The sequence below is a fragment of the Brevibacillus centrosporus genome (genome assembly GCF_003710815.1).
Taxonomy (GTDB): domain Bacteria; phylum Bacillota; class Bacilli; order Brevibacillales; family Brevibacillaceae; genus Brevibacillus; species Brevibacillus centrosporus.
This window is the reverse complement of record NZ_RHHP01000035.1, coordinates 1-22,429: the sequence shown is the minus strand read 5'-3', so window position 1 is coordinate 22,429 and position 22,429 is coordinate 1. Positions and strand designations below refer to the sequence as shown.

The 22,429-nt window shown below is 48.8% G+C and carries 25 protein-coding genes; 1 reads left to right on the top strand and 24 read right to left on the bottom strand.

The genetic code is table 11. The features are described from left to right. Positions 1 to 22 precede the first annotated feature (22 nt). The 15 genes from rplA to EDM55_RS23545 all read right to left on the bottom strand — a co-directional run bounded on the left by rplA (position 23) and on the right by EDM55_RS23545 (position 11,320). Positions 23 to 706: a 50S ribosomal protein L1 gene (rplA, locus tag EDM55_RS23615; protein WP_092276949.1), complete on the bottom strand. Its 684-nt coding sequence runs from the start codon at positions 704 to 706 to the stop codon at positions 23 to 25. Positions 707 to 795: 89 nt separating this feature from the next. Next, a complete protein-coding gene (gene rplK / locus EDM55_RS23610; RefSeq protein WP_023558754.1) occupies positions 796 to 1,221 on the bottom strand; it encodes a 50S ribosomal protein L11 in 426 nt (141 codons plus the stop codon). 181 nt (positions 1,222 to 1,402) lie between these two features. After that, a complete protein-coding gene (gene nusG / locus EDM55_RS23605) occupies positions 1,403 to 1,939 on the bottom strand; it encodes a transcription termination/antitermination protein NusG (RefSeq protein WP_092276946.1) in 537 nt (178 codons plus the stop codon). A gap of 45 nt (positions 1,940 to 1,984) precedes the next feature. Further along, positions 1,985 to 2,233 (bottom strand): preprotein translocase subunit SecE, encoded by a 249-nt coding sequence (gene secE / locus EDM55_RS23600; RefSeq protein WP_092276943.1) that lies wholly within the window; start codon positions 2,231 to 2,233, stop codon positions 1,985 to 1,987. Next, positions 2,233 to 2,382, bottom strand: coding sequence for a 50S ribosomal protein L33 (gene rpmG / locus EDM55_RS23595; protein ID WP_003392018.1), 150 nt, complete (start codon positions 2,380 to 2,382; stop codon positions 2,233 to 2,235). Before rpmG ends, secE begins: the two co-directional genes overlap by 1 nt. 298 nt (positions 2,383 to 2,680) lie before the next feature. Continuing rightward, positions 2,681 to 3,331, bottom strand: a complete 651-nt coding sequence (gene sigH, locus EDM55_RS23590; RefSeq protein WP_092276940.1) for an RNA polymerase sporulation sigma factor SigH — start codon at positions 3,329 to 3,331, stop codon at positions 2,681 to 2,683. Between the two features lie 81 nt (positions 3,332 to 3,412). Beyond that, on the bottom strand, positions 3,413 to 3,937 hold the full coding sequence (locus EDM55_RS23585; protein WP_092276937.1) for an NYN domain-containing protein: 525 nt from the start codon (positions 3,935 to 3,937) through the stop codon (positions 3,413 to 3,415). A 1-nt stretch (position 3,938) separates the two neighbouring features. Then, a complete protein-coding gene (gene rlmB / locus EDM55_RS23580; RefSeq protein WP_092276934.1) occupies positions 3,939 to 4,694 on the bottom strand; it encodes a 23S rRNA (guanosine(2251)-2'-O)-methyltransferase RlmB in 756 nt (251 codons plus the stop codon). A gap of 2 nt (positions 4,695 to 4,696) precedes the next feature. Beyond that, a complete protein-coding gene (locus EDM55_RS23575; protein WP_055746192.1) occupies positions 4,697 to 5,098 on the bottom strand; it encodes a Mini-ribonuclease 3 in 402 nt (133 codons plus the stop codon). Between the two features lie 17 nt (positions 5,099 to 5,115). Then, on the bottom strand, positions 5,116 to 6,522 hold the full coding sequence (gene cysS, locus EDM55_RS23570; RefSeq protein ID WP_092276931.1) for a cysteine--tRNA ligase: 1,407 nt from the start codon (positions 6,520 to 6,522) through the stop codon (positions 5,116 to 5,118). Beyond that, positions 6,503 to 7,168 carry a serine O-acetyltransferase gene (cysE, locus tag EDM55_RS23565; protein WP_092276928.1) on the bottom strand — a complete coding sequence of 222 codons (666 nt, stop codon included), beginning with the start codon at positions 7,166 to 7,168 and terminating at the stop codon, positions 6,503 to 6,505. Before cysE ends, cysS begins: the two co-directional genes overlap by 20 nt. A gap of 345 nt (positions 7,169 to 7,513) precedes the next feature. Next, complete coding sequence (gene gltX, locus EDM55_RS23560) at positions 7,514 to 8,980, bottom strand: glutamate--tRNA ligase (protein ID WP_092276925.1); 1,467 nt, start codon at positions 8,978 to 8,980, stop codon at positions 7,514 to 7,516. 66 nt (positions 8,981 to 9,046) lie between these two features. Next, positions 9,047 to 9,520: a 2-C-methyl-D-erythritol 2,4-cyclodiphosphate synthase gene (gene ispF / locus EDM55_RS23555; RefSeq protein ID WP_092276922.1), complete on the bottom strand. Its 474-nt coding sequence runs from the start codon at positions 9,518 to 9,520 to the stop codon at positions 9,047 to 9,049. A gap of 3 nt (positions 9,521 to 9,523) precedes the next feature. Further along, positions 9,524 to 10,210, bottom strand: a complete 687-nt coding sequence (gene ispD / locus EDM55_RS23550; RefSeq protein ID WP_092276919.1) for a 2-C-methyl-D-erythritol 4-phosphate cytidylyltransferase — start codon at positions 10,208 to 10,210, stop codon at positions 9,524 to 9,526. Positions 10,211 to 10,231: 21 nt separating this feature from the next. After that, complete coding sequence (locus tag EDM55_RS23545) at positions 10,232 to 11,320, bottom strand: PIN/TRAM domain-containing protein (RefSeq protein ID WP_092276916.1); 1,089 nt, start codon at positions 11,318 to 11,320, stop codon at positions 10,232 to 10,234. A gap of 288 nt (positions 11,321 to 11,608) precedes the next feature. Between EDM55_RS23545 and EDM55_RS23540 the strand changes: the two genes are divergently transcribed. Next, entirely contained in the window at positions 11,609 to 12,004 is a 396-nt protein-coding gene (locus EDM55_RS23540; protein ID WP_092276913.1) for a nucleoside triphosphate pyrophosphohydrolase family protein, read from the top strand. 93 nt (positions 12,005 to 12,097) lie between these two features. Here the strand turns inward: EDM55_RS23540 and pssA are convergent, their stop codons facing one another. From pssA to EDM55_RS23495, 9 genes are all read right to left on the bottom strand, one after another. After that, complete coding sequence (pssA, locus tag EDM55_RS23535) at positions 12,098 to 12,826, bottom strand: CDP-diacylglycerol--serine O-phosphatidyltransferase (protein WP_092276910.1); 729 nt, start codon at positions 12,824 to 12,826, stop codon at positions 12,098 to 12,100. A gap of 113 nt (positions 12,827 to 12,939) precedes the next feature. After that, the gene (gene disA, locus EDM55_RS23530) at positions 12,940 to 14,016 is read right to left on the bottom strand and encodes a DNA integrity scanning diadenylate cyclase DisA (RefSeq protein WP_122961531.1); all 1,077 of its coding nucleotides are present in this window, start codon (positions 14,014 to 14,016) and stop codon (positions 12,940 to 12,942) included. Between the two features lie 6 nt (positions 14,017 to 14,022). Next, a complete protein-coding gene (radA, locus tag EDM55_RS23525; RefSeq protein WP_092276905.1) occupies positions 14,023 to 15,390 on the bottom strand; it encodes a DNA repair protein RadA in 1,368 nt (455 codons plus the stop codon). A 105-nt stretch (positions 15,391 to 15,495) separates the two neighbouring features. Then, positions 15,496 to 17,946 carry an ATP-dependent Clp protease ATP-binding subunit gene (locus EDM55_RS23520; protein ID WP_092276903.1) on the bottom strand — a complete coding sequence of 817 codons (2,451 nt, stop codon included), beginning with the start codon at positions 17,944 to 17,946 and terminating at the stop codon, positions 15,496 to 15,498. Positions 17,947 to 18,015: 69 nt separating this feature from the next. Next, the gene (gene mcsB, locus EDM55_RS23515; RefSeq protein ID WP_122961530.1) at positions 18,016 to 19,092 is read right to left on the bottom strand and encodes a protein-arginine kinase McsB; all 1,077 of its coding nucleotides are present in this window, start codon (positions 19,090 to 19,092) and stop codon (positions 18,016 to 18,018) included. Between the two features lie 18 nt (positions 19,093 to 19,110). Further along, complete coding sequence (mcsA, locus tag EDM55_RS23510) at positions 19,111 to 19,629, bottom strand: protein-arginine kinase activator protein McsA (RefSeq protein WP_092276897.1); 519 nt, start codon at positions 19,627 to 19,629, stop codon at positions 19,111 to 19,113. A gap of 29 nt (positions 19,630 to 19,658) precedes the next feature. Continuing rightward, positions 19,659 to 20,123: a CtsR family transcriptional regulator gene (locus EDM55_RS23505; protein WP_092276894.1), complete on the bottom strand. Its 465-nt coding sequence runs from the start codon at positions 20,121 to 20,123 to the stop codon at positions 19,659 to 19,661. Positions 20,124 to 20,290: 167 nt separating this feature from the next. Next, a complete protein-coding gene (locus tag EDM55_RS23500; protein ID WP_092276891.1) occupies positions 20,291 to 20,977 on the bottom strand; it encodes an HAD family hydrolase in 687 nt (228 codons plus the stop codon). Between the two features lie 44 nt (positions 20,978 to 21,021). Further along, complete coding sequence (locus EDM55_RS23495; RefSeq protein ID WP_122961529.1) at positions 21,022 to 22,149, bottom strand: MGDG synthase family glycosyltransferase; 1,128 nt, start codon at positions 22,147 to 22,149, stop codon at positions 21,022 to 21,024. Positions 22,150 to 22,429 lie beyond the last annotated feature (280 nt).

The window sequence follows — 22,429 nt, the reverse complement described above, 5'->3', positions numbered from 1 at the left end:
CCCAAAAGGAAGTCAAGTGTCATTATTTTACAGCAACGCGTACACCAGGACCCATAGTGGAGCTCAGTGTTACATTTTTCATGTAAATGCCTTTTGCTGCAGCTGGTTTTGCACGGTTCAGTGCTTCAGTCAACGCAGCGAGGTTTTCAACCAATTTCTCACCATCGAAGGATGCTTTACCGATCGGAGCGTGGATGTTACCTGCTTTGTCAACGCGGTACTCAATTTTACCAGCTTTGATTTCGTTAACCGCTTTTGTTACGTCGAAAGTAACAGTACCGGTTTTAGGGTTTGGCATCAGGCCTTTTGGACCGAGTACACGACCCAATTTACCTACTTCACCCATCATATCTGGAGTAGCTACTACGACGTCAAAGTCGAACCAGCCACCTTGAATTTTTGCGATCATGTCAGCATCGCCTACGAAGTCTGCGCCAGCTGCTTCTGCATCTTTCGCTTTTTCGCCTTTAGCGAATACCAGAACACGTTGAACTTTACCAGTACCGTGTGGCAGTACAACTGCACCACGGATTTGTTGGTCAGCACGCTTAGGGTCTACACCCAGACGGAATGCTGCTTCAACAGTCTCATCGAATTTAGCAGTAGCTGCTTTTTTAACCAGCTCAATACCTTCTGCTACTTCGTAAACTTTGTTTTTATCAACGAGCTTTACAGCCTCTTGATATTTCTTACCTTTTTTGGCCATTTTTTTAAATCTCCCTTCAATGTGGTCGTAGCGGTTAATCCTCCCACAGACAGGGGGCACAACGTCTGTGCCCCCTTGCACCAAGACAATTAGTCTTCGATAACGATGCCCATAGAACGAGCTGTACCTTCCACCATGCGCATAGCCGCTTCCACGGATGCAGCATTCAGGTCAGGACGCTTCAGTTCAGCGATTTCACGAACTTTGTCGCGTTTCAGCGTAGCAACTTTTGTTTTGTTTGGTACGCCGGAACCGGACTCGATGCCAGCAGCTTTTTTCAACAGAACAGCAGCTGGTGGAGTCTTCGTGATGAAAGTGAAAGAACGATCTTCAAATACGGTGATTTCCACCGGAATGATCATGCCTGCTTCGCTTTCAGTGCGAGCGTTGAATTCTTTACAGAATCCCATGATGTTTACACCAGCTTGACCGAGAGCCGGACCTACTGGAGGTGCAGGATTCGCTTTACCTGCTGGGATTTGCAATTTGATTACGCGGATAACCTTCTTAGCCACGTAAGACACCTCCTTACTTCACATGTGGTTATTACGGGGGAATGCCCCCTCCCACTGTTTGGTGAAAGCCATAAAGACTTTCGATCTATAGTGAGAGTGCAAGAAACCCCAAAATATTGTGGTGGGATTGTAAAAACAAAATGAAATGTACCACATAGTGCGATACTTTTCAAGTTGAATCCTAATCCAATTTCTGAACTTGTGTAAAGTCTAGCTCTACCGGTGTTTCGCGACCGAAGATGTCCACCAATACGCGGACCTTCTGCCTGTCCGGGTGAATCTCGATAATCTCCCCGGTGCGATTGGAAAACGGACCATCTGTGACGCGCACCATATCGCGGAGAGCAAAATCGACTCTGATCTTGGGAATTTCGATTCCCATTTGTTTGAGAATCGTATCGGCCTCTTCAGGACGCAGCGCTGTCGGCTTGGAACCGGCGCCCGTGGATCCGACAAAGCCGGTAACCCCAGGAGTGTTACGCACGACATACCAAGAATCGTCCGTCATCACCATTTCAACAAGGACGTATCCAGGAAACACTTTTTTCGTGACGACACGCTTTTTACCATCCTTGGTCTCCACCTCTTCTTCAGTGGGGACAAGAACGCGAAAGATCTTGTCTTCCATGCCCATCGACTCGAGTCGCTTCTCTAGATTGGTTTTAACCTTGTTTTCGTAACCTGAGTACGTATGAAGTACATACCATGCTTTTTCCATATCCAACAGGACGATTACCGTCCGTCCCTCCTAAGACTAGCAAAATTACTTTCCTAGAATCAAATCGATCAAGCGCGAGATACCCAAATCAACGACGAAGAAGAATATCGCCAGCAGCACAACAGTAACCATAACTACCAGTGTGTAGGTCGTTAACTCTTTACGGTTGGGCCAACGAACTTTCTTCAGTTCGGACATTACGTCGCCAAAAAATCCACCGGTTCGGCGAAAACTGGCTCCGATTCGTGCTAAAAAACCCACTTTGCCACCCCCAGACTTCGTCGCGTCAACCATTACTTCGTCTCGCGATGAAGGGTTTGCTTCTTGTCACGGGAGCAATACTTTTTCAGTTCAACACGCTCAGTTGTGGTGCGTTTGTTCTTTGTGGAGATATAGTTACGCTCGCCACACTCAGTGCACGCCAACGTGATGTTTACTCGCATTTATTGCCACCTCCATCTCATTTCAAACCTGCTATTAGTTAAAAGTAAACCCGATGATTAATAGTACGGGAAAACCGCTACTTTTTCCTGACCATTTCACCAAAGCAACCATAGTACAAGAGAGACAAGAGTCTATGGCTACCTAAACAAATTTATCACACCCAAAAACTCATGTCAACAAAACGGCTTGACAAAGCGAAAACATTTTGTTCCATCAAAAGACCAGATTTTCCCTTGACTGTCAAGCGATGCGCCCAATGATATTTCATGAAATGAAATAAAAGAGAGATTCTCTGATTTACAGATGAATCTCTCTTCCTTCCAAATATCGCTCCAGTTTGCGCTTAACACGCTGCAGGGCGTTATCGATCGATTTTACGTGACGCTTCAGCTCGACTGCGATCTGCTGGTACGATCTTCCATCCAGATAAAGCATCAATACCTGCCGTTCCAGATCGCTTAAAATCTCGCTCATTTTCCCTTCGATATCATCAAACTCTTCGCGATTGATAAACAATTCCTCAGGATCAGTCACCTTGGTTCCTGAAATGACATCCAGCAACGTACGGTCAGAATCCTCATCGTAGATAGGTTTATCCAGCGATACGTAGGAGTTGAGCGGAATATGCTTTTGTCTGGTAGCCGTTTTTATCGCTGTAATAATCTGTCTAGTGATGCATAGCTCGGCAAATGCCTTGAAAGAAGTGAGCTTGTCCCCTCGGAAGTCGCGAATAGACTTGTACAGGCCAATCATGCCTTCCTGTACGATATCCTCGCGGTCAGCCCCAATAAGAAAATAGGATCTCGCTTTGGCGCGCACGAAGTTTTTGTACTTGTTGATCAAGTACTCCAAGGCTTCGGCGTGATTATCGCGAACCAGGTCGACAACTTCTTCGTCGGTCATTAGTTCATATTGGGCATGCATTAGCTCCTTGAGGTCAACACTCACAAATGATCCCTCCGCCAACCGGTTTCTCCATAGATAGCGTTATTATACATGTGCCGTAAAAAAGCGTCAACCGAATCCAAGTTATTCCCTTCTCCATTTTTCGAATATTTTCGCTATTTCATCATTCAGTGGAATGCGTTTGGAGAAGCGCTCTTCCTTGGTTTGATCGACCTGCTGCTTGATCTCTTTGCCTGCTACTTCCATGTCCAGCAATAACTCCCGTGCCGATTTGCGCAATGCCCCCTGACCAAATATGACACGCTGCGAGGTATAGTCAGAGGTCGCTACATAAATTTGCCGATTTTTTTGCTGAAATTCGGAGACGAGCTGCTCGATTTTTTCGTCAGCTGTCTCCTTTTTCTTGGTGAAGTAGATTTCCACTTTGTAGTCTTCGATTTGACGTCCGATTCCCGGCACATTGTACGCGTCAAACACTATGATGACTTTCATGCCGGTAAAGCTCTGGTATTCCGCCATTTTGGAAACCAGCAGATCGCGAGCCTCGTCCATTCGATCCTGATCTTTCAAGGCTCGCAGGTCCGGCCAGGCACCGATGATATTATAACCATCCACGATCAACAGTTGCTTGGCTTTCTTTTTGGCCATATTATTTCACCCGCGTCGGTAATGGACTCCGGGAGCGATAGACTTCGTACATCAAGAGAGCGGCTGCCACAGAGGCATTGAGCGAGGTCACATTGCCCGCCATAGGAAGGCTGTACAGAAAGTCACAGTTTTCCCGTACCAAACGGCTGATGCCTTTTCCTTCACTGCCGATCACGATCGCGAGTGGCATCGTGTAATCGCCTTGACGGAAATCCTGTTTGGCACTCGCATCTGTGCCTGCAATCCAGACACCGCGTTCTTTCAGCTCTTCCATCGTACGAACCAGATTCGTTACCCTCGCAACCGGAACGTAGTTGATCGCGCCCGCTGACGCTTTCGCTACGGTTGCTGTCAGGCTTACCGAGCGTCTTTTCGGAATGATGACACCATGCGCACCTACTGCATCTGCCGTACGCATGATGGAGCCGAGATTGTGCGGATCCTCCAGCTCGTCCAGCAGCAGAATAAATGGCGGCTGGTTCTTCTCTTCCGCCCGTTTCAAAATGTCGTCTACTTCCACGTAATCATACGCAGCAACAGATGCCACTACACCCTGGTGGTTATCTGTAGAAACAAGCTGATCCAGCTTTTTGCGATTTGCCGTCGTCACGATAACACCCTGCTCCTTTGCCAGCGCAAAGACAGGTGCCATCAGGTTCTTGTTAGTACCCTCCGCAATCCAAATCTTATTGATCGTGCGTCCTGAACGGAGCGCTTCGATCACCGGGTTTTTCCCGAGAATCCACTCTTCACTCATCGTTATTCTCCTTCCACAATCGCAAAAGCCTGTTGCATGATTTCAGCGATCCGCTCTTCTTTTCCGTTCAGATATAAATACCCGATGAGCGCTTCAAATGCTGTCGCATGTCGATAATCAATAATATCCGCATTTTTCGCGGTAGACCCGGACTTGGCATTTCGTCCCCGCTTCACGACGTTTACCTCGTCTTCCGGCAAAGTAGGCAGCAGGGTCAACAAAATGTTCGCCTGCGCCTTTGCCGAAACGTAACGGTTTGCCGTTTTGTGGAGCTGATTTGGTTTCACCAGCCCCTTGGCAATCAAATGATACCTCACACAGTGGGCATACGTAGCATCTCCGAGGAAAGCCAGCACGAGCGGATTCGTCTGATTCGGGTCTCGGGTCAATTCTTCTTTTTGCATTTTGTCTCTTCGGCCCCTTATTTTCGGCGCCAGCGAACACCCTGTGGAGTGTCTTCCAGCACGATTCCTTTTGCAGCCAGCAGATCGCGAATTTCGTCGGAACGCGCAAAATTACGGGCCCTGCGAGCTTCTGTCCGCTCCTCGATCAAAGCGTCGATCTCACTGTCCAGCAGGTCTTCTTCCTGCTCCAGGATCAATCCAAGCACCCCTGTCAGCTCCACGAGCAGATCCTTGTACGCCTGAATTTCCGTCTTCCCAACATTCTCCTGGCGCATGTACAGGTTTGCTTCTTTGACCACATCAAACAGTACCGTGATGGCGTTGGCTGTATTCAGATCGTCGTCCATTTCTGTAATGAACCGCTCTCGCAGCTCGCCGATGATCCGTGCTTGCTCTTCTGCCTGACCGTTCGGCTCCTCATCTCGCGCCAAGTCCAGGCGGTAGCTTAAGTTGTTGTAGGCTGTCTTGATTCGTTCCAGTCCATTGGAGGCTTGCTCCAGCAGGTCATCGCTGAAATTGATCGGGTTGCGGTAATGGCCCAGCAGCATGAAAAAGCGAATCAGCTGACCGCCAAACTTTTGCACCAAATCTCTCGCCAGCAGGAAGTTCCCCAGTGATTTGGACATTTTTTCATTGTTGATATTCAGCATGCCGTTGTGCAGCCAGTAGCGAGCAAATACCTTGCCAGTAAAGCATTCAGACTGCGCAATTTCGTTCTCATGGTGCGGGAACACCAGATCCGTACCACCAGCATGAATATCGATTTCTTCCCCAAGAAACTTCAGTGCCATCGCCGAGCATTCGATATGCCAGCCTGGGCGGCCTTCTCCCCAAGGGCTGCTCCAAGCCACTTCTCCTGGCTTCGCTGCTTTCCACAGGGCGAAATCGAGAGGATGCTCTTTCTTCTCGTTGATTTCCACACGGGCACCTGCCTGCAAGTCATCCAGCGGCTGATGCGACAGCTTGCCGTATTCACTAAAACGGCCGGTGCGGAAATAGACGTCCCCTTCACTTTCGTAGGCAAACCCTTTTTCAATCAGACCTTCGACAAATGTAATGATTTCCGGGATCGTCTGCATGACGCGCGGTTGAATATCCGGCGGCAATACGTTCAAGGAACGCAGGTCTTCGTTAAAGGCATCTGTAAAACGGTCCGCCACTTCCTTGACCGTCGTCCCTTCCTCGTTTGCCACGCGAATCAGTTTGTCGTCCACATCCGTGATGTTTTGCACGAAAGTCACTTCGTAGCCGCGGTACTTCAAATAACGGCGAAGCGTATCAAACACGATCGCTGGGCGGGAGTTTCCGATGTGAATGTAGTTGTACACGGTAGGACCGCACACATACATCTTTACCTTTCCCGGCTCGATAGTGACGAACGGTTCTTTTCGCCTGGTCAATGTATTAGTCAACTGAATGCTCATGATTCTTTTTATCCTCCCTCAAATGATCCAATTCCTTGCGCAAGTGATCAATTTCCCGTTGCATTTGACGGATCGTATCTGCCACTGGGTCAGGCAGATTCACGTGGTCCAAATCGCATTTTACGCGTTTGCCATCCTGGATGACAATGCGCGCCTTGATCCCTACTACCGTCGAGTTAGGCGGCACTTCCTGCAAGACGACAGCGCCTGCCCCTATCTTTGAATTATCGCCAATCTTGAAGGAACCCAACACCTTTGCTCCTGTCGCGATGATGACATCATTGCCAATAGTCGGATGCCGCTTTCCTTTTTCTTTTCCCGTCCCTCCCAAGGTCACACCCTGGTAGATCGTAACGTTATCGCCAATCTCACACGTTTCCCCAATCACTACACCCATTCCGTGGTCGATAAACAACCCTCTGCCGATTCTTGCACCTGGATGAATCTCAATCCCCGTAAAAAACCGGAATAACTGAGAAACAGCACGAGCCAATGTACACCACTCTGCCTTCCACAGCTTGTGGGCAATCCGGTGCCCCCATATCGCGTGCAAACCGGAATAGGTCATGACAACCTCCAGAGTACTGCGCGCTGCCGGGTCTCGTTCAAATACAACTTGAATGTCGTCTTTTAATTGTGCAAACACTGGGTGGCACCTCCCGCCTCATTTTCTTTCTGTAAAATAAAAAACGTCCCTGTCCCTCAATCAAAAGGGACAGAGACGGCTTCTTACCGTGGTTCCACTCTGCTTACGATCGTTCACACCCCCATCGGTGCACAGCGATCGCGCTCATAAGCCCGATAACGGCGGGCAGCCGAATCACCTACTTATGCCCATCATGAAGCAGGCACGTTCAGCTCATTGCTCCCAGGTGCATTTCCAGACGGGACACATCGGGCGGCTCTCACCTTTCCACCCTCTCTGTAGATGTGTCTGACGCCGTACTTCTCCTGGTCGTCGCATCCTTTTATCAATCAGGCAATCGTAATTTTATTGCCCGTTTGCAATTACTTGATTGGTGCGGGCCAGCACTTTGTCACGGCCCAACAGATAGAGCGTCTCCGCGAGATCACGTCCGTGCGCCTGACCTGTAGCCGCTACACGAACCGGCATGAACAACGCCTTGCCTTTGTGTCCCGTTTCCTTTTGAACATCTTTCAGCGCCGCTTTGATAACATCCACATTATATGCCTCTTGTGCCGATAGGTGTTTGACGAAAGAAGTCAGGACCTCTGGCAGCTGCGCTTCCTTCAAAACCAACATTGCCTCCTCATCGTACACCACTTCGTCGAGGAAGAAAAGAGCTGCGAGCGGAACGATTTGCGCACAGTACGACATTTGCTCCTGATACAGCCCCACGATGCTTCGAACCCAATCTCTTTTGGCATCGGACAGGTTTTCTTCGATAAACCCTGCTTTTTGCAGATGCGGCACACACATATCTGTGATCAGATCCAATGGCTGACGCTTCAGATAGAAGTTGTTCATCCAGTTCATTTTGGTCGCATCGAATACAGCCGGAGACTTGTTCACGCGATCCATCGAGAACAGCTTGATGAGCTCATCGATGAGGAAGATCTCTTCTTCGCCGCCCGGAGACCAGCCCAAGAGCACGAGGAAGTTCACAATCGCTTCTGGCAAGAAGCCAAGATCACGGTATTGCTCGATGAACTGGAGAATGCTCTCATCGCGCTTGGACATCTTTTTGCCTTCTTGGTTCAGAATCAAAGCCAAGTGAGCAAATTGTGGTGGCTCCCAACCAAAAGCCTCATAAATCATCAGCTGACGTGGAGTGTTGGAAAGATGCTCTTCCCCACGAATGACATGGCTGATCTTCATGAGGTAGTCATCGATGACCACCGCAAAGTTATAGGTAGGGATTCCGTCGGGACGGCAAATGACGAAATCGCCCATTTCGTTCGAGTTAAAAGTCACTTGTCCACGAATCATATCATCAACCACGTACTCGCGGTCGTCCTGAACGAGGAAGTGAATGGATGGTACGCGTCCTTCTGCTTCAAACTGAGCGCGCTGCTCATCTGTCACATGACGATGCTTTTCCAGAATGCGAGGTGTTTCTCCGCGAGCGATCTGCTCTTCGCGTTCTGCATCCAGCTCTTCTTTCGTCGCGTAGCAATAGTACGCCTTGCCTTCTGCGAGCAATTGCTCGATATAGGTACGGTAGATGTCCAGACGCTCCATTTGGCGATAAGGCCCATAAGGACCGCCAACGTCTGTACCCTCTTCCCATTTCACGCCGAGCCATTTCAGGTTTTTCATTTGCTCTTCGTCAGCATTTTCCTTGTTGCGCGTTTGGTCGGTATCTTCAATCCGAACGATGAAGGAACCGCCGTGATGTTTCGCAAACAGGTAGTTGAAAAGCGCTGTACGAGCACCGCCGATATGTAAATGCCCCGTAGGACTAGGAGCATATCGCGTACGGATTTCTTTCGCCATGGGTAGCACCATCCTTATGAATATAAACGAAAATGTTTCTAATGCCTTATGTTACACCTTGCCCCTCTACTTGACAAGCAAGCAAGCAGCCTGAGCAGCGATTCCCTCTCCACGTCCTGGAAAGCCCAATTTTTCAGTCGTTGTCGCCTTCACGTTGACTTGCGAAGGATCTTCCGCTTCCAGCACGCGTGCAATGACTTCACGCATTTGCTGAATGTACGGAGCCATTTTGGGAGCTTGCGCAATGATCGTCGCATCGACATTCCCCAAACGGTAGCCTCGCTCTTTGACCAATCCCCACACATGCTCCAGCAGCTTTACGCTATCCGCGTCCTTGAATTCGGGATCCGTATCGGGAAAGTGTCTGCCGATATCCCCTTCTCCGATCGCTCCCAGAATCGCGTCACTGATCGCATGCAGCAGAACATCTGCATCGGAATGCCCGAGCAAACCCTTTTCATAAGGGATCGCGATTCCTCCAATGATACATGGACGTCCCTCTACCAACTGATGCACATCAAAGCCTTGTCCAATCCGCATGGTTTACTCTCCCTTTCTTTTCCGTAAGATCTCTTCACCCAGCCACAGATCGTCAGGCGTGGTGATTTTTATATTCTCATAGCTTCCTTGCATGATTGTCACCGGGTGACCTAGCCATTCCACGAGCATGGCGTCATCCGTTCCCATTCTGCCTGTCTCCACAGCCGCCTGATGCGCCTCTCTTAGCAAAGACATACGAAAAGCTTGTGGGGTTTGCACAGCCCACAAGCTTTCACGTGCTGGGGTCGACTCTACAATCCCAGTCGCCCCCACCACTTTTATCGTATCCTTGACTGGTACAGCCACAATCGTTGCCTGATCCTGTTGAACCTTTTTGATCAGAGCGCTGATCTGTTGGCGAGTAATGAAAGGACGGGCAGCATCGTGAACAAGCACAAAAGAGCAGTTATCAGAAAGAGCGGTCAGTCCGTTTCTCACGCTGTCCTGCCGTTCGGCACCACCTAAGGTCACCTTTACACGGATTCGCTCCCGATCAAGCCATTTCAGTACATTACTATGGTCCTCTGCACTCACAACCAGTACGATTTCATCAATCTCCCGGTGTGTAGCAAACAGGCGAACCGTATGAGCCAAAATCGGCTCCCCACCCAGAGGCAACCACAGTTTGTTTCGTTCACCGCCCATTCTTTTCCCAGAACCTGCGGCCACGATCACGACTCCTGTCCCCACTTGTTTTCCCTCTCAATCTCTCTACAATGCTTTTTCCAACAGTTTAGGCTTAGCGAAAATCATACGTCCAGCAGAAGTTTGCAGCACGCTGGTCACGAGGACATCAACCTCATTGCCGATATACTCACGTCCGCCCTCCACGACGATCATGGTACCATCATCGAGATAAGCAACCCCTTGGCCGTGCTCCTTGCCGTCCTTGATGACTTGAACGTTCATTTCTTCACCTGGCAGGACGACCGGCTTCACCGCGTTTGCCAAGTCATTGATGTTCAAGACAGAGACACCTTGCAGCTCGCATACTTTGTTCAGGTTGAAGTCATTCGTCACGACTTTCCCGTTCATGACTTTCGCCAGCTTGATCAGCTTGCTGTCTACCTCAGAGACTTCTTCAAAGTCACCTTCCCAAATCTGCACTTTCACTTTCATTTCCTTTTGAATCTTGTTCAAAATATCAAGTCCACGACGTCCTCTGTTTCGTTTCAGCACGTCGGAAGAATCAGCAATATGTTGGAGTTCCTCCAGTACGAATCCCGGAATGACCAGCACGCCTTCCAAGAAGCCCGTGCGGCAGATGTCCGCAATGCGCCCATCGATGATCACACTCGTATCGAGAATCTTGTTCTCGACGTTCGTAGTGGTGCTGCTATTGTCTTTTTTCCTATCCTTCCGACCGATAGAAAATACAGCCATAATTTCGTCCCGTTTGCGGAATCCCACTTGGAAACCCAAATAACCAAGCAAACCAGACACGACCAGTGGCAACAAATCTCCTATCACGGGAATCGGAATTTTACTGATGGGCAGGAATAATAAAAAGGCAACAATAAGACCACTAATCAACCCCATCGCTCCGAACATGACATCCACAATTGGCATCTTAACGAGCGTCTCTTCTCCCCAACGAATCACTCTCAAGATGTAGTCCAAAAGCCAGTTGGCTAAAAAGAAGAACAAGATGGCACCAAGAACCGCACCAATGTATTGCGTACCTGCGATCTCTCCAAAATTCAACAGCTGGTTTAACAATGAGAACAAGTCAGCCCCATACTGGTAGCCCAAGCCCCCACCAACCAAAACAAAAAAGATTTTTCCTATGCGGCGTACCATGCCTTCACCTCCTTTTATTAATATAGACAGAAGCCTATAAGTAAAACCCTATTTCTTTCCAAATGGTGAAAACCAATCATCACCACTTTCCCCCCAACTATAGCAAAATTTAATTTGCCATGTCAAATAGCTAAAAATTTTAACATAATTAACATTTTGCCGTCAACCTCGAACGTCCGTTTCCTTTTGATACAAATTGACAGACGCCTGGCTCCCTTCTTATAATGGCTGTAGCGTAATGTTCGAAAATTTTGACGATATTTACAGCCTAAAGCAGAGGTGAACCACATGGACAGAAGCAACTTAGATGACTTTCAAACGCAAGTCTCAGAGCTCTTGATCAGGCATCGAAGCGTACTGGACGTCATGTCCAAAGTTCAGGAAACTGCATCCCGCATCAATCGATCGCTGACAAAAGCGGTCACGGAGTGCGGCTGTGTCGAAGTAGCTGCGAAGAAACAAACGTACGACTCCAGTAAAAATCTGGAGGAAAACAAATCGTATTTGGACACCCATTTCTCAGGTCCCTTGTGCGAGCATTGCCGCGATGTCGTAACCGCCGAGCTGGGCAAAAACCTTTTTTACCTGGCAGCTCTCTGCAACATCACGGACATCAAGCTAGAAGACGTCCTGCAAAAGGAATCCACACGCTTGAACACGCTCGGTGTATTCAATCTTTCCTAGGCCTCACACTCGTATTACGAACGAACGCTCAAAAGGTTGCATGTAAAAATGCAAAACCCGCTAATGGATTAGCGGGTTTTTTCATGTCCTTACCTATTCGAAAGGAACAGATTCCTCTTCTTTGTTTTTTCGCTTGCGAAACTTTTTGACAAGAAAGTCAACGTTTTTTTTTATTCCGTATAAAGCGTAAAAGGCAAGCGGCAAGAACACGATTTTCGGAAACTGCTGCGGATATTTAATCGCTACAACGACGACGATCGCAATAATCACAGGGGTAATCCAGTACGCAGATTTCGGAATTCCTACTTTTTTGAAGTTCGGGTATTTGACCTTCGATACCATCAAAAAGGCGAGCAGCAGCATGCTGATGGCGAGCAGCGCTGTATTAAATACTTGGTGATACAGGGCAAGTGTCGCAAGCACGCCGCCTGCCGCCGTAATCGGCAGTCCAATGAAATAGCCAGGAACACCAGCCTGTACGTTAAAACGAGCCAACCGCAGCGCTCCACAGATCGGGAAGATCGCTGTGATCAAGATGCCAATCCAGTTAAAATCATTCAACACGACAACATACATGATAAAGGCAGGTGCTACGCCAAAGGTGATGACGTCTGACAAGGAATCCAGTTCCTTCCCAAACTCACTTTGTGCATTCAGCATTCGGGCTACACGCCCGTCCAAGCCATCAGCCAGCATCCCAATAATTACGGTAATGGCCGCATAATCGACGAATTCATCGCCTCGAAACGCCAAAATGATTGCGAGTACACCTAAAAACAAATTGCTTACGGTTAGTATGTTCGGTAACGATTTCACGAACATAGACTACCTCCTGATTTCTTTTGCGAAGGAGACGAGTATCCTGTTGACCCTTTAAGCTATCGGGTCCCCTAGGCAAATGTTGAATACAAATAATGCCTTAATCCTATTCTACTTTAAATGTGCCTGTCAATGAACACTTGCTCCTGAATCCTTTTTAGTCCATCCTTGATCGCTCTGGCACGCACCTCTCCGATCCCTTCCACTTCATCCAATTCTTCAATCGTTGCCATCATAATTCGAGGGAGATTGTGGAAGTATCCGACAAGATTTGCAATAATCGACATCGGCAGCCGCGGGATCTTATACAGGATCCGAAATCCGCGTGGTGACACGGATTCTTCCAGCATGCTGACATTAGAAGAATACCCCAGGACTCGCAAAAATGAGCTTAGTTCCAGCATTTCGTCGGAGCTCAATTTCTTCATGTCCCGCAAAACGACATCGGGAGAGTGCGCAGGATCTCGACAATAATCTCGAATAAGCATATGTGCCTCTTCTTCAATATTGGATACAAGCTCCTCCAGCTGCATGCTTACCAATCTTCCTTCGACTCCAAGCTCGCATATGTACTTGGAAACCTCCGATTTGATTCGCAGCACCATTTCAACCCGCTGCAGTACAGACGTCACCTCGTGGAGCGTGACCAGCTCTTCAAATTCCAGAGCCCCCAGATTCGTGAGTGTCTGATCCAGCACTGCCTTGTACTTTTCTAAAGTAGATACCGCCTGATTCGCTTTTGCCAAAATGACACTGATCTCGTTTAGCACATAGCGAAAATTCCCTTGGTACAGAGTGATGACATTTCGGCGCTGGGAAATAGCGATCACCAGATAGTTCGTCTGAATGGCTGTCCGCTGTGCCGTGCGATGACGAGTCCCTGTTTCACTTGTGGCTATCGAGGCAGGAGGAAAGAGCTGGGTATTGGCATACAGGATGCGTTTGGCGTCCTCACTTACTATAATCGCCCCATCCATCTTCGCTAATTCATACAAATGTGCTGGGGAGAAGTCACAATTGATCGAAAAACCCCCATCGACAATATGCTTCATCTCAGGCCCATAGCCGACGACAATGAGACCGCCAGTTTTGGCTCTCAGCACATTTTCCAGACCTTCCCGCAGCTGTGTTCCCGGAGCGACTAAGCGAAGGACATCACTGAATAGCGGATTTTTCTTTTGGCTGTCTTGCATCCGCCCTTACCCCCTTATGACCTCGTTCAAAGCCTCCCCAATGTTCGATACGCCAATCACCTGAATATCGTCAGGAGCATCCAAGCCACGGATATTCTTTTCAGGAATAATGACTCGCTTGAAGCCTAACTTGTGAGCTTCTCGCACCCGCTGTTCAATGCGAGACACACCTCGCACCTCACCAGTCAGGCCGATCTCCCCAATCACAACGTCATGAGGGTTCGTTGCATGGTCACGGAAGCTGCTTGCGATACTTACGGCAATCGCCAAGTCCACGGCAGGCTCATCCAGACGTACACCACCCGCCACGTTTACATACGCGTCCTGATTTTGCAGCATCATGCCCATACGCTTTTCCAAAACTGCCATAATCATCGCTACACGCTGATGATCGACGCCTGTAGCCATTCTTCGTGGGGTCACAAAGCTCGTAGGGGCAACGAGAGCTTGCAGCTCAACTAAGACCGGGCGCGTTCCCTCCATGCTGGCCACAACAGTAGAACCAGCTACACCAAACGGACGCTCCGCCAAGAAGATTTCCGATGGATTTGCCACTTCTTCCAGTCCGCGGTCCTTCATCTCAAAAATCCCGATCTCATTTGTCGAACCAAAGCGATTTTTGACCGCTCTGAGGATACGAAACGTGTTGTGGCGCTCTCCTTCAAAATAGAGCACGGCATCCACCATATGCTCAAGCATACGCGGACCTGCAATCGATCCTTCCTTGGTGACGTGACCGACGATAAACGTGCCGATCCCTTTTCCTTTGGCAATCCGCATCAGCTGTGCGGTAGCTTCACGCACTTGGGCGACGCTTCCTGCTGCTGATTGGACAGCCGGGTGGAAAACGGTCTGAATCGAGTCAATGATCAAGACATGGGGGTCTACCTGATTAATATGCTGTTCGATCAAATCCAAATCATTTTCTGCTAAAACAAACATGGGCGGAGTATTTGTCCCGAGTCGATCGGCGCGCAGCTTGATCTGTTTTGCCGACTCCTCCCCGGATACGTACAACACTTTTGCACCTTGATGCGCCAAAGCAAATGAGGTCTGCAGCAGCAGTGTTGATTTTCCAATCCCCGGATCCCCGCCGACCAAAATAAGAGAGCCAGGCACAAGACCGCCACCCAAAACCCGGTTCAACTCCCCAATTGTCGTGTCCATGCGCGGATCTTCTTCACTGGCTACTTCCGTGAGTGGCATCGCCGCCTGTTTCTGCCCACCGCTCAAGCCTTCGTGGCGATGCGCGGTTTTGACTGTCATTTCCTCTACCATTGTATTCCAGCTATTACAGCCTGGACATTTCCCCATCCATTTCGGCGATTCATAGCCACATTCTTGACACGCGTATTTCGTTTTATACTTTGACATATTCGCACCCTCGTTTGGATTCTATCCTCTATTTTTATCATACTTAGAGATACAAAAAAAGAATACCTCCTGTTTCGGGAGGCATCCTTCTATTGCTATAGCTGCTTACAGCTTTGTTTTTTCCAATCGTTTGACGACCAGCTGACCTTCCACGGAATCGATGTTGACGGTATCGCCTTTGCTGATATTGCCTTTCAGCAGCTCCTCAGACAATCTGTCCTCGATATGACGCTGAATGGCTCTACGCAGCGGACGTGCACCATAGGCTGGATCGAAGCCCTCTTTTGCCAATACTTTTTTGGCATCTTCGGTCAATTGGAAATCAATGCTTTGTTCTTTCAAGCGTTTGCGGAGCTCATCCGTCATCAGGGATACGATTTGCTCGATGTGCTCTTGCTCCAAGGAATGGAACACGATGACTTCATCGATGCGGTTCAGGAATTCAGGACGGAAGCTCTTTTTCAGCTCATCCATCACTTTATCCTTCATATCCTGATACTTTCTTTCCGTATCGCCTGTGGTAAAGCCGAGCGTGGTGTTTTTCTTGATCATGCTGGCTCCCACGTTGGAGGTCATGATGACGACCGTATTGCGGAAATCAACCGTGCGTCCTTTGGAATCCGTCAAACGCCCATCATCCAGTACCTGCAGCAAGATATTGAATACGTCCGGATGCGCTTTTTCGATCTCATCCAGCAGGATTACGGAGTACGGTTTGCGGCGTACTTTTTCCGTCAGCTGACCACCCTCATCGTAACCGACGTACCCTGGAGGGGCACCGACCAGACGAGCTGTAGAATGCTTCTCCATGTACTCGGACATGTCAACGCGGATCATGGCGTCTTCATCGCCAAACAGCGTTTCGGCTACCGCACGGGCCAGTTCCGTTTTCCCTACACCGGTAGGACCGAGGAAAATAAACGAGCCTACAGGGCGCTTCGGATCCTTGAGACCTGCACGCGCACGGCGTACCGCACGGGAGATGGATTTGACTGCTTCGTCTTGCCCAATGACACGACTGTGCAGAATTTCCTCCATTTTCAGCAGGCGCTCTGCTTCCTCTTCCTTCAGCTTGAGAACAGGGATACCCGTCCAGCTGGCTACGACCTGAGCGATATCTTCAGGCGTTACTTCCATGTTCAACTGGCCTTGGCGTTCTTTCCAGTCTTTTTTCGTTTTATCCAGCTCTTCGCGCAGCTTTTGTTCCTGATCACGCAAAGCTGCTGCCTCTTCAAACTCCTGAGACTGCACTGCGGCATCCTTTTCCTTGCGCACTTCTTCCAGACGGCCTTCCAGTTCCTTGAGATTCGGTGGAACGGTAAAGGACTGCAAGCGTACTTTGGATGCTGCCTCATCGACCAGGTCGATCGCTTTGTCTGGCAGGAAACGATCTGTGATGTATCGGTCAGACAGCTTCACTGCCTGTTCAATGGCTTCATCTGTGATTTTTACGCGGTGATGGGCTTCGTAGCGATCGCGCAGACCGTGCAGAATCTTAACCGCATCCTCGGCTGTAGGTTCATCAACCTGAATGGGTTGGAAACGGCGCTCCAGAGCAGCATCCTTTTCGATGTATTTGCGGTATTCGTCCAGCGTAGTTGCCCCTACGCACTGCAATTCTCCGCGAGCGAGAGCCGGCTTGAGAATATTGGAAGCGTCGATGGCACCTTCTGCTCCACCTGCACCGATCAGAGTATGCAATTCGTCAATGAACAGAATGATGTTTCCTGCCTGGCGAATTTCATCCATGATCTTTTTCAGGCGGTCCTCAAATTCACCGCGATACTTCGTTCCCGCAACGACGGTACCCATATCGAGTGTCATGACGCGCTTGTCACGCAGCGTCTCCGGAATCTCGTTGTTCACGATCTTTTGTGCCAAGCCTTCCGCGATTGCCGTTTTCCCTACACCTGGTTCCCCGATGAGAACTGGGTTGTTCTTGGTACGTCTGCTCAGTACCTGAATCACGCGCTCAATTTCCTTTTGACGACCAATCACAGGATCCAGTCCGCCATCGCGTGCGATAGCTGTCAGATCGCGTGCCAAGCCGTCCAGCGTAGGCGTATTCGCTGCCGGATTGCCACCGGAGGGCTGATGAGATGCCATCATCTCCGAGCTGCCCAGAAGCTGCAGTACTTGCTGACGCGCTTTGTTCAGGCTGACGCCCAAATTATTCATGATTCTAGCCGCAATGCCTTCCCCTTCACGGATCAGACCAAGCAGGATATGCTCGGTGCCCACGTACGTATGGCCCAGCTTGCGAGCTTCATCCATGGACAACTCAATGACCTTTTTGGCGCGAGGTGTATAGTTTGGCGTGTAATTACTGCCGGACTGCTCCGTACCGCGTCCGATCAACGATTCCACTTCACTTTGGATTTTATCGAGACCAAGTCCCAGCGATTGAAGAGCTTTCGCTGCAATCCCTTCACCTTCCCGAATCAAACCCAGCAGTACGTGCTCTGTCCCAATATCTTTGTGGCCGAGACGCACTGCTTCTTCTAGGGCAAGCGCCAATACTTTTTGTGCTCGTTCCGTAAAACGTCCAAACATCATATCGTACACCTCCAAGGTAACCGTGTTTATTCTCTATGGGTTAACTGTTGCGTGTTGCTGTTGTTTTGATCAGCCGCTGTGCTCCTGTCTGTCCGTGATGCGCTCCCGTATTAATCGGGCTCTTCGTTCGTCACGCTGATCAGGGGTTAGCTTTTGACCGGCGTGCTGCTGCAGGAATCCCGGCTGGGTCGTGACAAGCAGTTCATTTAGCACTAATGGCGATACGTCTGGAATCACTCCCAGGTCAATACCTAAACGAACATCGGATAGGCGCTGTGCTGCTTCCTTGGATTCCACCGTGCGTGCGTACATCAGGATGCCGTACGAACGGAAAATGCGATCCTCCAGGGATACACGGGTATGCTCAAGTAAGTATGTTCGTGCCACGCGCTCTTGTTCGATAATTTGTCTCGCTACTCCGTACAGGTTGGAGAGGATGTCAGACTCCGACATTCCCAGCGTCACCTGATTGGATAATTGAAACAGGTTTCCTAAAGCTTCGCTGCCTTCCCCATAAATTCCTCGTACAACCAGACCAACTTGATTAATTGCTTGTAAAATTCGGCTGATCTGCTGGGTCATCACCAAGGCGGGGAGGTGGAGCATGACGGAGGCGCGAATCCCCGTACCTACGTTTGTCGGGCAGCTCGTTAAGTATCCTCTGGTCTCATCAAAAGCGTAGTTCAAATTCTTCTCGAAAATATCATCTATTTTGGTCCCGATTTCCCAGGCTTCGTTTAAACGAAATCCCGGCAACAGAACTTGAATCCGAATATGATCCTCTTCATTTACCATGATGCTGACGGACTCATCTGAGCTAAGCAGCACAGCACCCTTCCGAGACTCCTCGGCCAGATGCGGACTGATCAGATGCTTCTCCACCAGTACTCGTTTCTCCAGCGGGTTAACCTGATCCATTTGAAGCACTTGCAGATGGTGTCGTTTGCGCATGGCATCCGACTCGGCTACTTCCGTTACCTTTCTTACTACTTCCTCCCCTTGGGAATCAGTTGCAAGCAACGGAAAAGGGTGCTGGCGCAGGTTACGGGCGATGCGTAACCGTGTGCTGATGACGATATCGGGATCAGGTCCTTCCCCTTTCATCCAATTGCTCCACGGGTTCTGCATAAACTGCTGTTGCGACATCCAGCTAACCTCCCCTTGTTACGATTGGGCCATCTTTTGTTCCAAAGCACGAATTCGGTCCCGCATCTCTGCAGCTTTTTCAAATTCCTCACTCGCCACATGCGTCTGCAAGGCTTGCTTTAACTGCTCCAGCTCTTTACGGATTTTCAGCTTGCCACCTGTTCTCTCCGGCACTTTTCCGATGTGCTGCGTATTGCCATGAATCCGTCTGAACAGGGGATCCAGTCGATCTCCTAGGAAGGTGTAGCAATCGCTGCAGCCAAAGCGCCCACTCTTGCTGAATTGGGCATAGGTGAGTCCGCAGGTTTCACACCGGAGCGGTTTGTTTGTAGTCGCATCCTTCATGCCTTTTTGCATCGGGTCGAATTTTAGAAGTCCGGAAAGGAGATTGTTGATGCTGAAATTGTGAAAGCCGGTAAAGACGTCCCCTTTTTCCTGAGCACAGTGCTCACAAATATGGTATTCGGTTTTTTCGCCATTGACGATTTTCGTCAGATGAAGTGTCGCCGGTCGTTTTCCACATTCCTCACAGTTCATCACATCATCCCTCCTAGCACGTGTTTCGTTTACTTCAGCAAAATAGCTGCGATCATTTGCTTTAAAATATTTGCCCGCAAACGATCTCGCAATTCCGTATCCACGGTTAAGACAGATCGGGAAGTGGCAATTTTCATCAGGGTAGCTTCCCTTAGATTGACCAAGCCTTCCTCTAACAAGCGCTCTACGATAGCATTGCCCACACTTTGTGTGATAGCCTCGCCAATCAGCTCCTCGGTCAAAAGTTCCTGCAAGCGCGCTTTGCTGACGATCTGCACTTTGCGAATACGGATGTATCCACCGCCGCCACGCTTGCTTTCCACAATATACCCTTTTTGAACGGTAAATCGGGTATTGATGACGTAGTTGATCTGAGACGGAACACATTGAAAAAGGTCGGCTAGCTCACTACGCTGAATCTCGATCAAACCATTGGGACTCTCCGTTATAATGCTTTTCAAGTGATGTTCAATGATGTCAGAGATGTTACGCAAGTCATCGCCTCCTCTTCTCGTTGTGTTTCACTATTGACTTTGACTATCTTTGACTTTAATTATAATGGGTTTACTTGACGCTTGCAAGTGGTGAATACACTTTCTATTGTGGGCAAAATGGGGACGCTTGAAACCATACAAAAAAAACCACTCCACATCGGAATGGTTTATGTTTGACTTTGCCTGACGGTGTCGAGTTCTGGCAAATGATCAAGGATTTGGGGGAATTTTGTGATGATCACATCGGCTCCATCCAGTTCACCTGGATTGGCAAAGCCAAAGTCGCAGCCGATAGTAAAAAGTCCATTTGACGTACCTGCTTCTACATCAGAGTGACGATCTCCAACCATAGCCGCTTTTTGCACCTGATAATCCGCGATCAATTTCGCCACCAGATCGTTTTTGGTACGTGTGCGGAAACGGCCTGCTGAATACAGATCTGTGAAAAAGGGCTTTAATCCGTACTCTTCACAAAGAGCATCAATGTACTCCTCCTGCCCATTGCTTGCAATAAACAGCGCTACGCCTTTCGCATGCAGATCACGAAGGGTTTCAAACACACCCGGGTACAGATCCGTTACTCTCTCGTGAATGAGCTGAATTTCATTTTTTATCAAAAACGTATCTGCTGCTTGAATCGCCTCTTCACTCGCATCTGGCAGCAGTTTTTTCCATACTTGATCAATCGTCATGCCTAAAATATTGATGAGCTCAGTTTTGTCTGGCGTAGGTCCGTCCCACAAACCGTTTTGACGTAGCTGCTCGAACGTTCGCTGAAAAGCAGGTGTCGAGAGCCTTTCGGTTTGCAGCAAGGTTCCATCCATATCAAACAGGACCGCATAGGGGATGCTCATGTTTTCCTCCTCATCCTTCTGATCATGTGCACGAGTTCATCGATTCATGGGATCTGCTCGTCTTGCTCCAGCATTTTCATATCGTCGCGAATGAATTCAGCTATTCGCTGAGCAGCATCCGGCTTCGATATCTTATGTGCCATTCTTTTCATGTAATCAACTTTGGAAGGACTATGCAATAGCTCTTCAATAAAGTAAATGAGCTGCTCGGACAGGTTGGCGTGGACTGCACAACCGTTATTTAACAAGAAGTGGCTGTTGCGCTCTTCCTGACCTGGCAGCGGGTTGTAGATGATCATCGGAACCCGTTTGCTCATTACTTCCGCCGAAGTCAGTCCACCTGATTTTGTTACGATCAGGTCTGCCGTCTCCAGGTATTCGTGAAAGTTGTTTACAAACTTTAGTGGGACTACCTCATGACGATAAGTTCGATTTGTGACCTTTCGATACAGCTTATCATTGGTACCAGTCAAAATAAAGGCTTTAATAGGAAGATCGATTTCTTCCAAGCCATCGAGGACTTTTTCCATGGAGCCTAGCCCCAAGCCACCGCCTGAGAGGATAATGCTCTTTTGCTCTGGTCTCAGCTTCAGCTTATTTCGGATCTGTTCCGTGTCCAAGGGTAATCGGAACTTGCGCATGATCGGGATACCCATGGGGATGAATTTTTGATGATCCTGTCGATAGAGGTCCACAAGATAGTACAACTGTTCATGGCCAATAAAATAGTAGTTAATGTGATGATTAATCCAGGACGGGTGAATTGTGTAGTCTGTAATAATCGTGTATATCGGTTCTCTCCAGTCATTCCTTCCCTTTAACACCGACAGCATACAACTGGCAAACGGATGCGTAGCAATAAATGCGTCAGGCTGAACGCTGTTTATCAACTTCTTCAGCTTGTTTGCCAATAGTTTATTCATGAGTACGTTCATATCAAAAAATCTACTTTTTTCTGTATTATGATAGATTCTCCCCCACATTTTTGGGGACAACCGCAATAAATTCATGTAGCTTTCCAGCAAGATTTTGTGAAACGTGGGGCTGATGTACTCCAACGTATCAATGATCATCGACGTGTAGCCAGCCTCCGCCAGACTTTCTTGCATCGCTCTGGCAGCCTGATTGTGACCATTACCGATGGAAGCTGAAAAGATCAGGATTTTCTTCATTAATTATTCTCCTTCATAAACCATGCCATGCCAACTATACCCTCTGATTAGTACCCTCTCATGTTAGTCTACCGCCTCTGCGCTCTGCAAGGGGTAACTTGTCGGTCAATCGACCTAACTTGTCGACATAAACAGCGTAAAAGGGCAATTAGAAACCTGGGTTGCACCAAACGATTCGTGCGGCTTTATGTAAAACAGAAAAGCCCCTTTACCCATTTTGGGGTAAAGAGGCACGTTTCATTCCTTCAAAACTGAATACGCATGTTTGCTAAGTATGTGT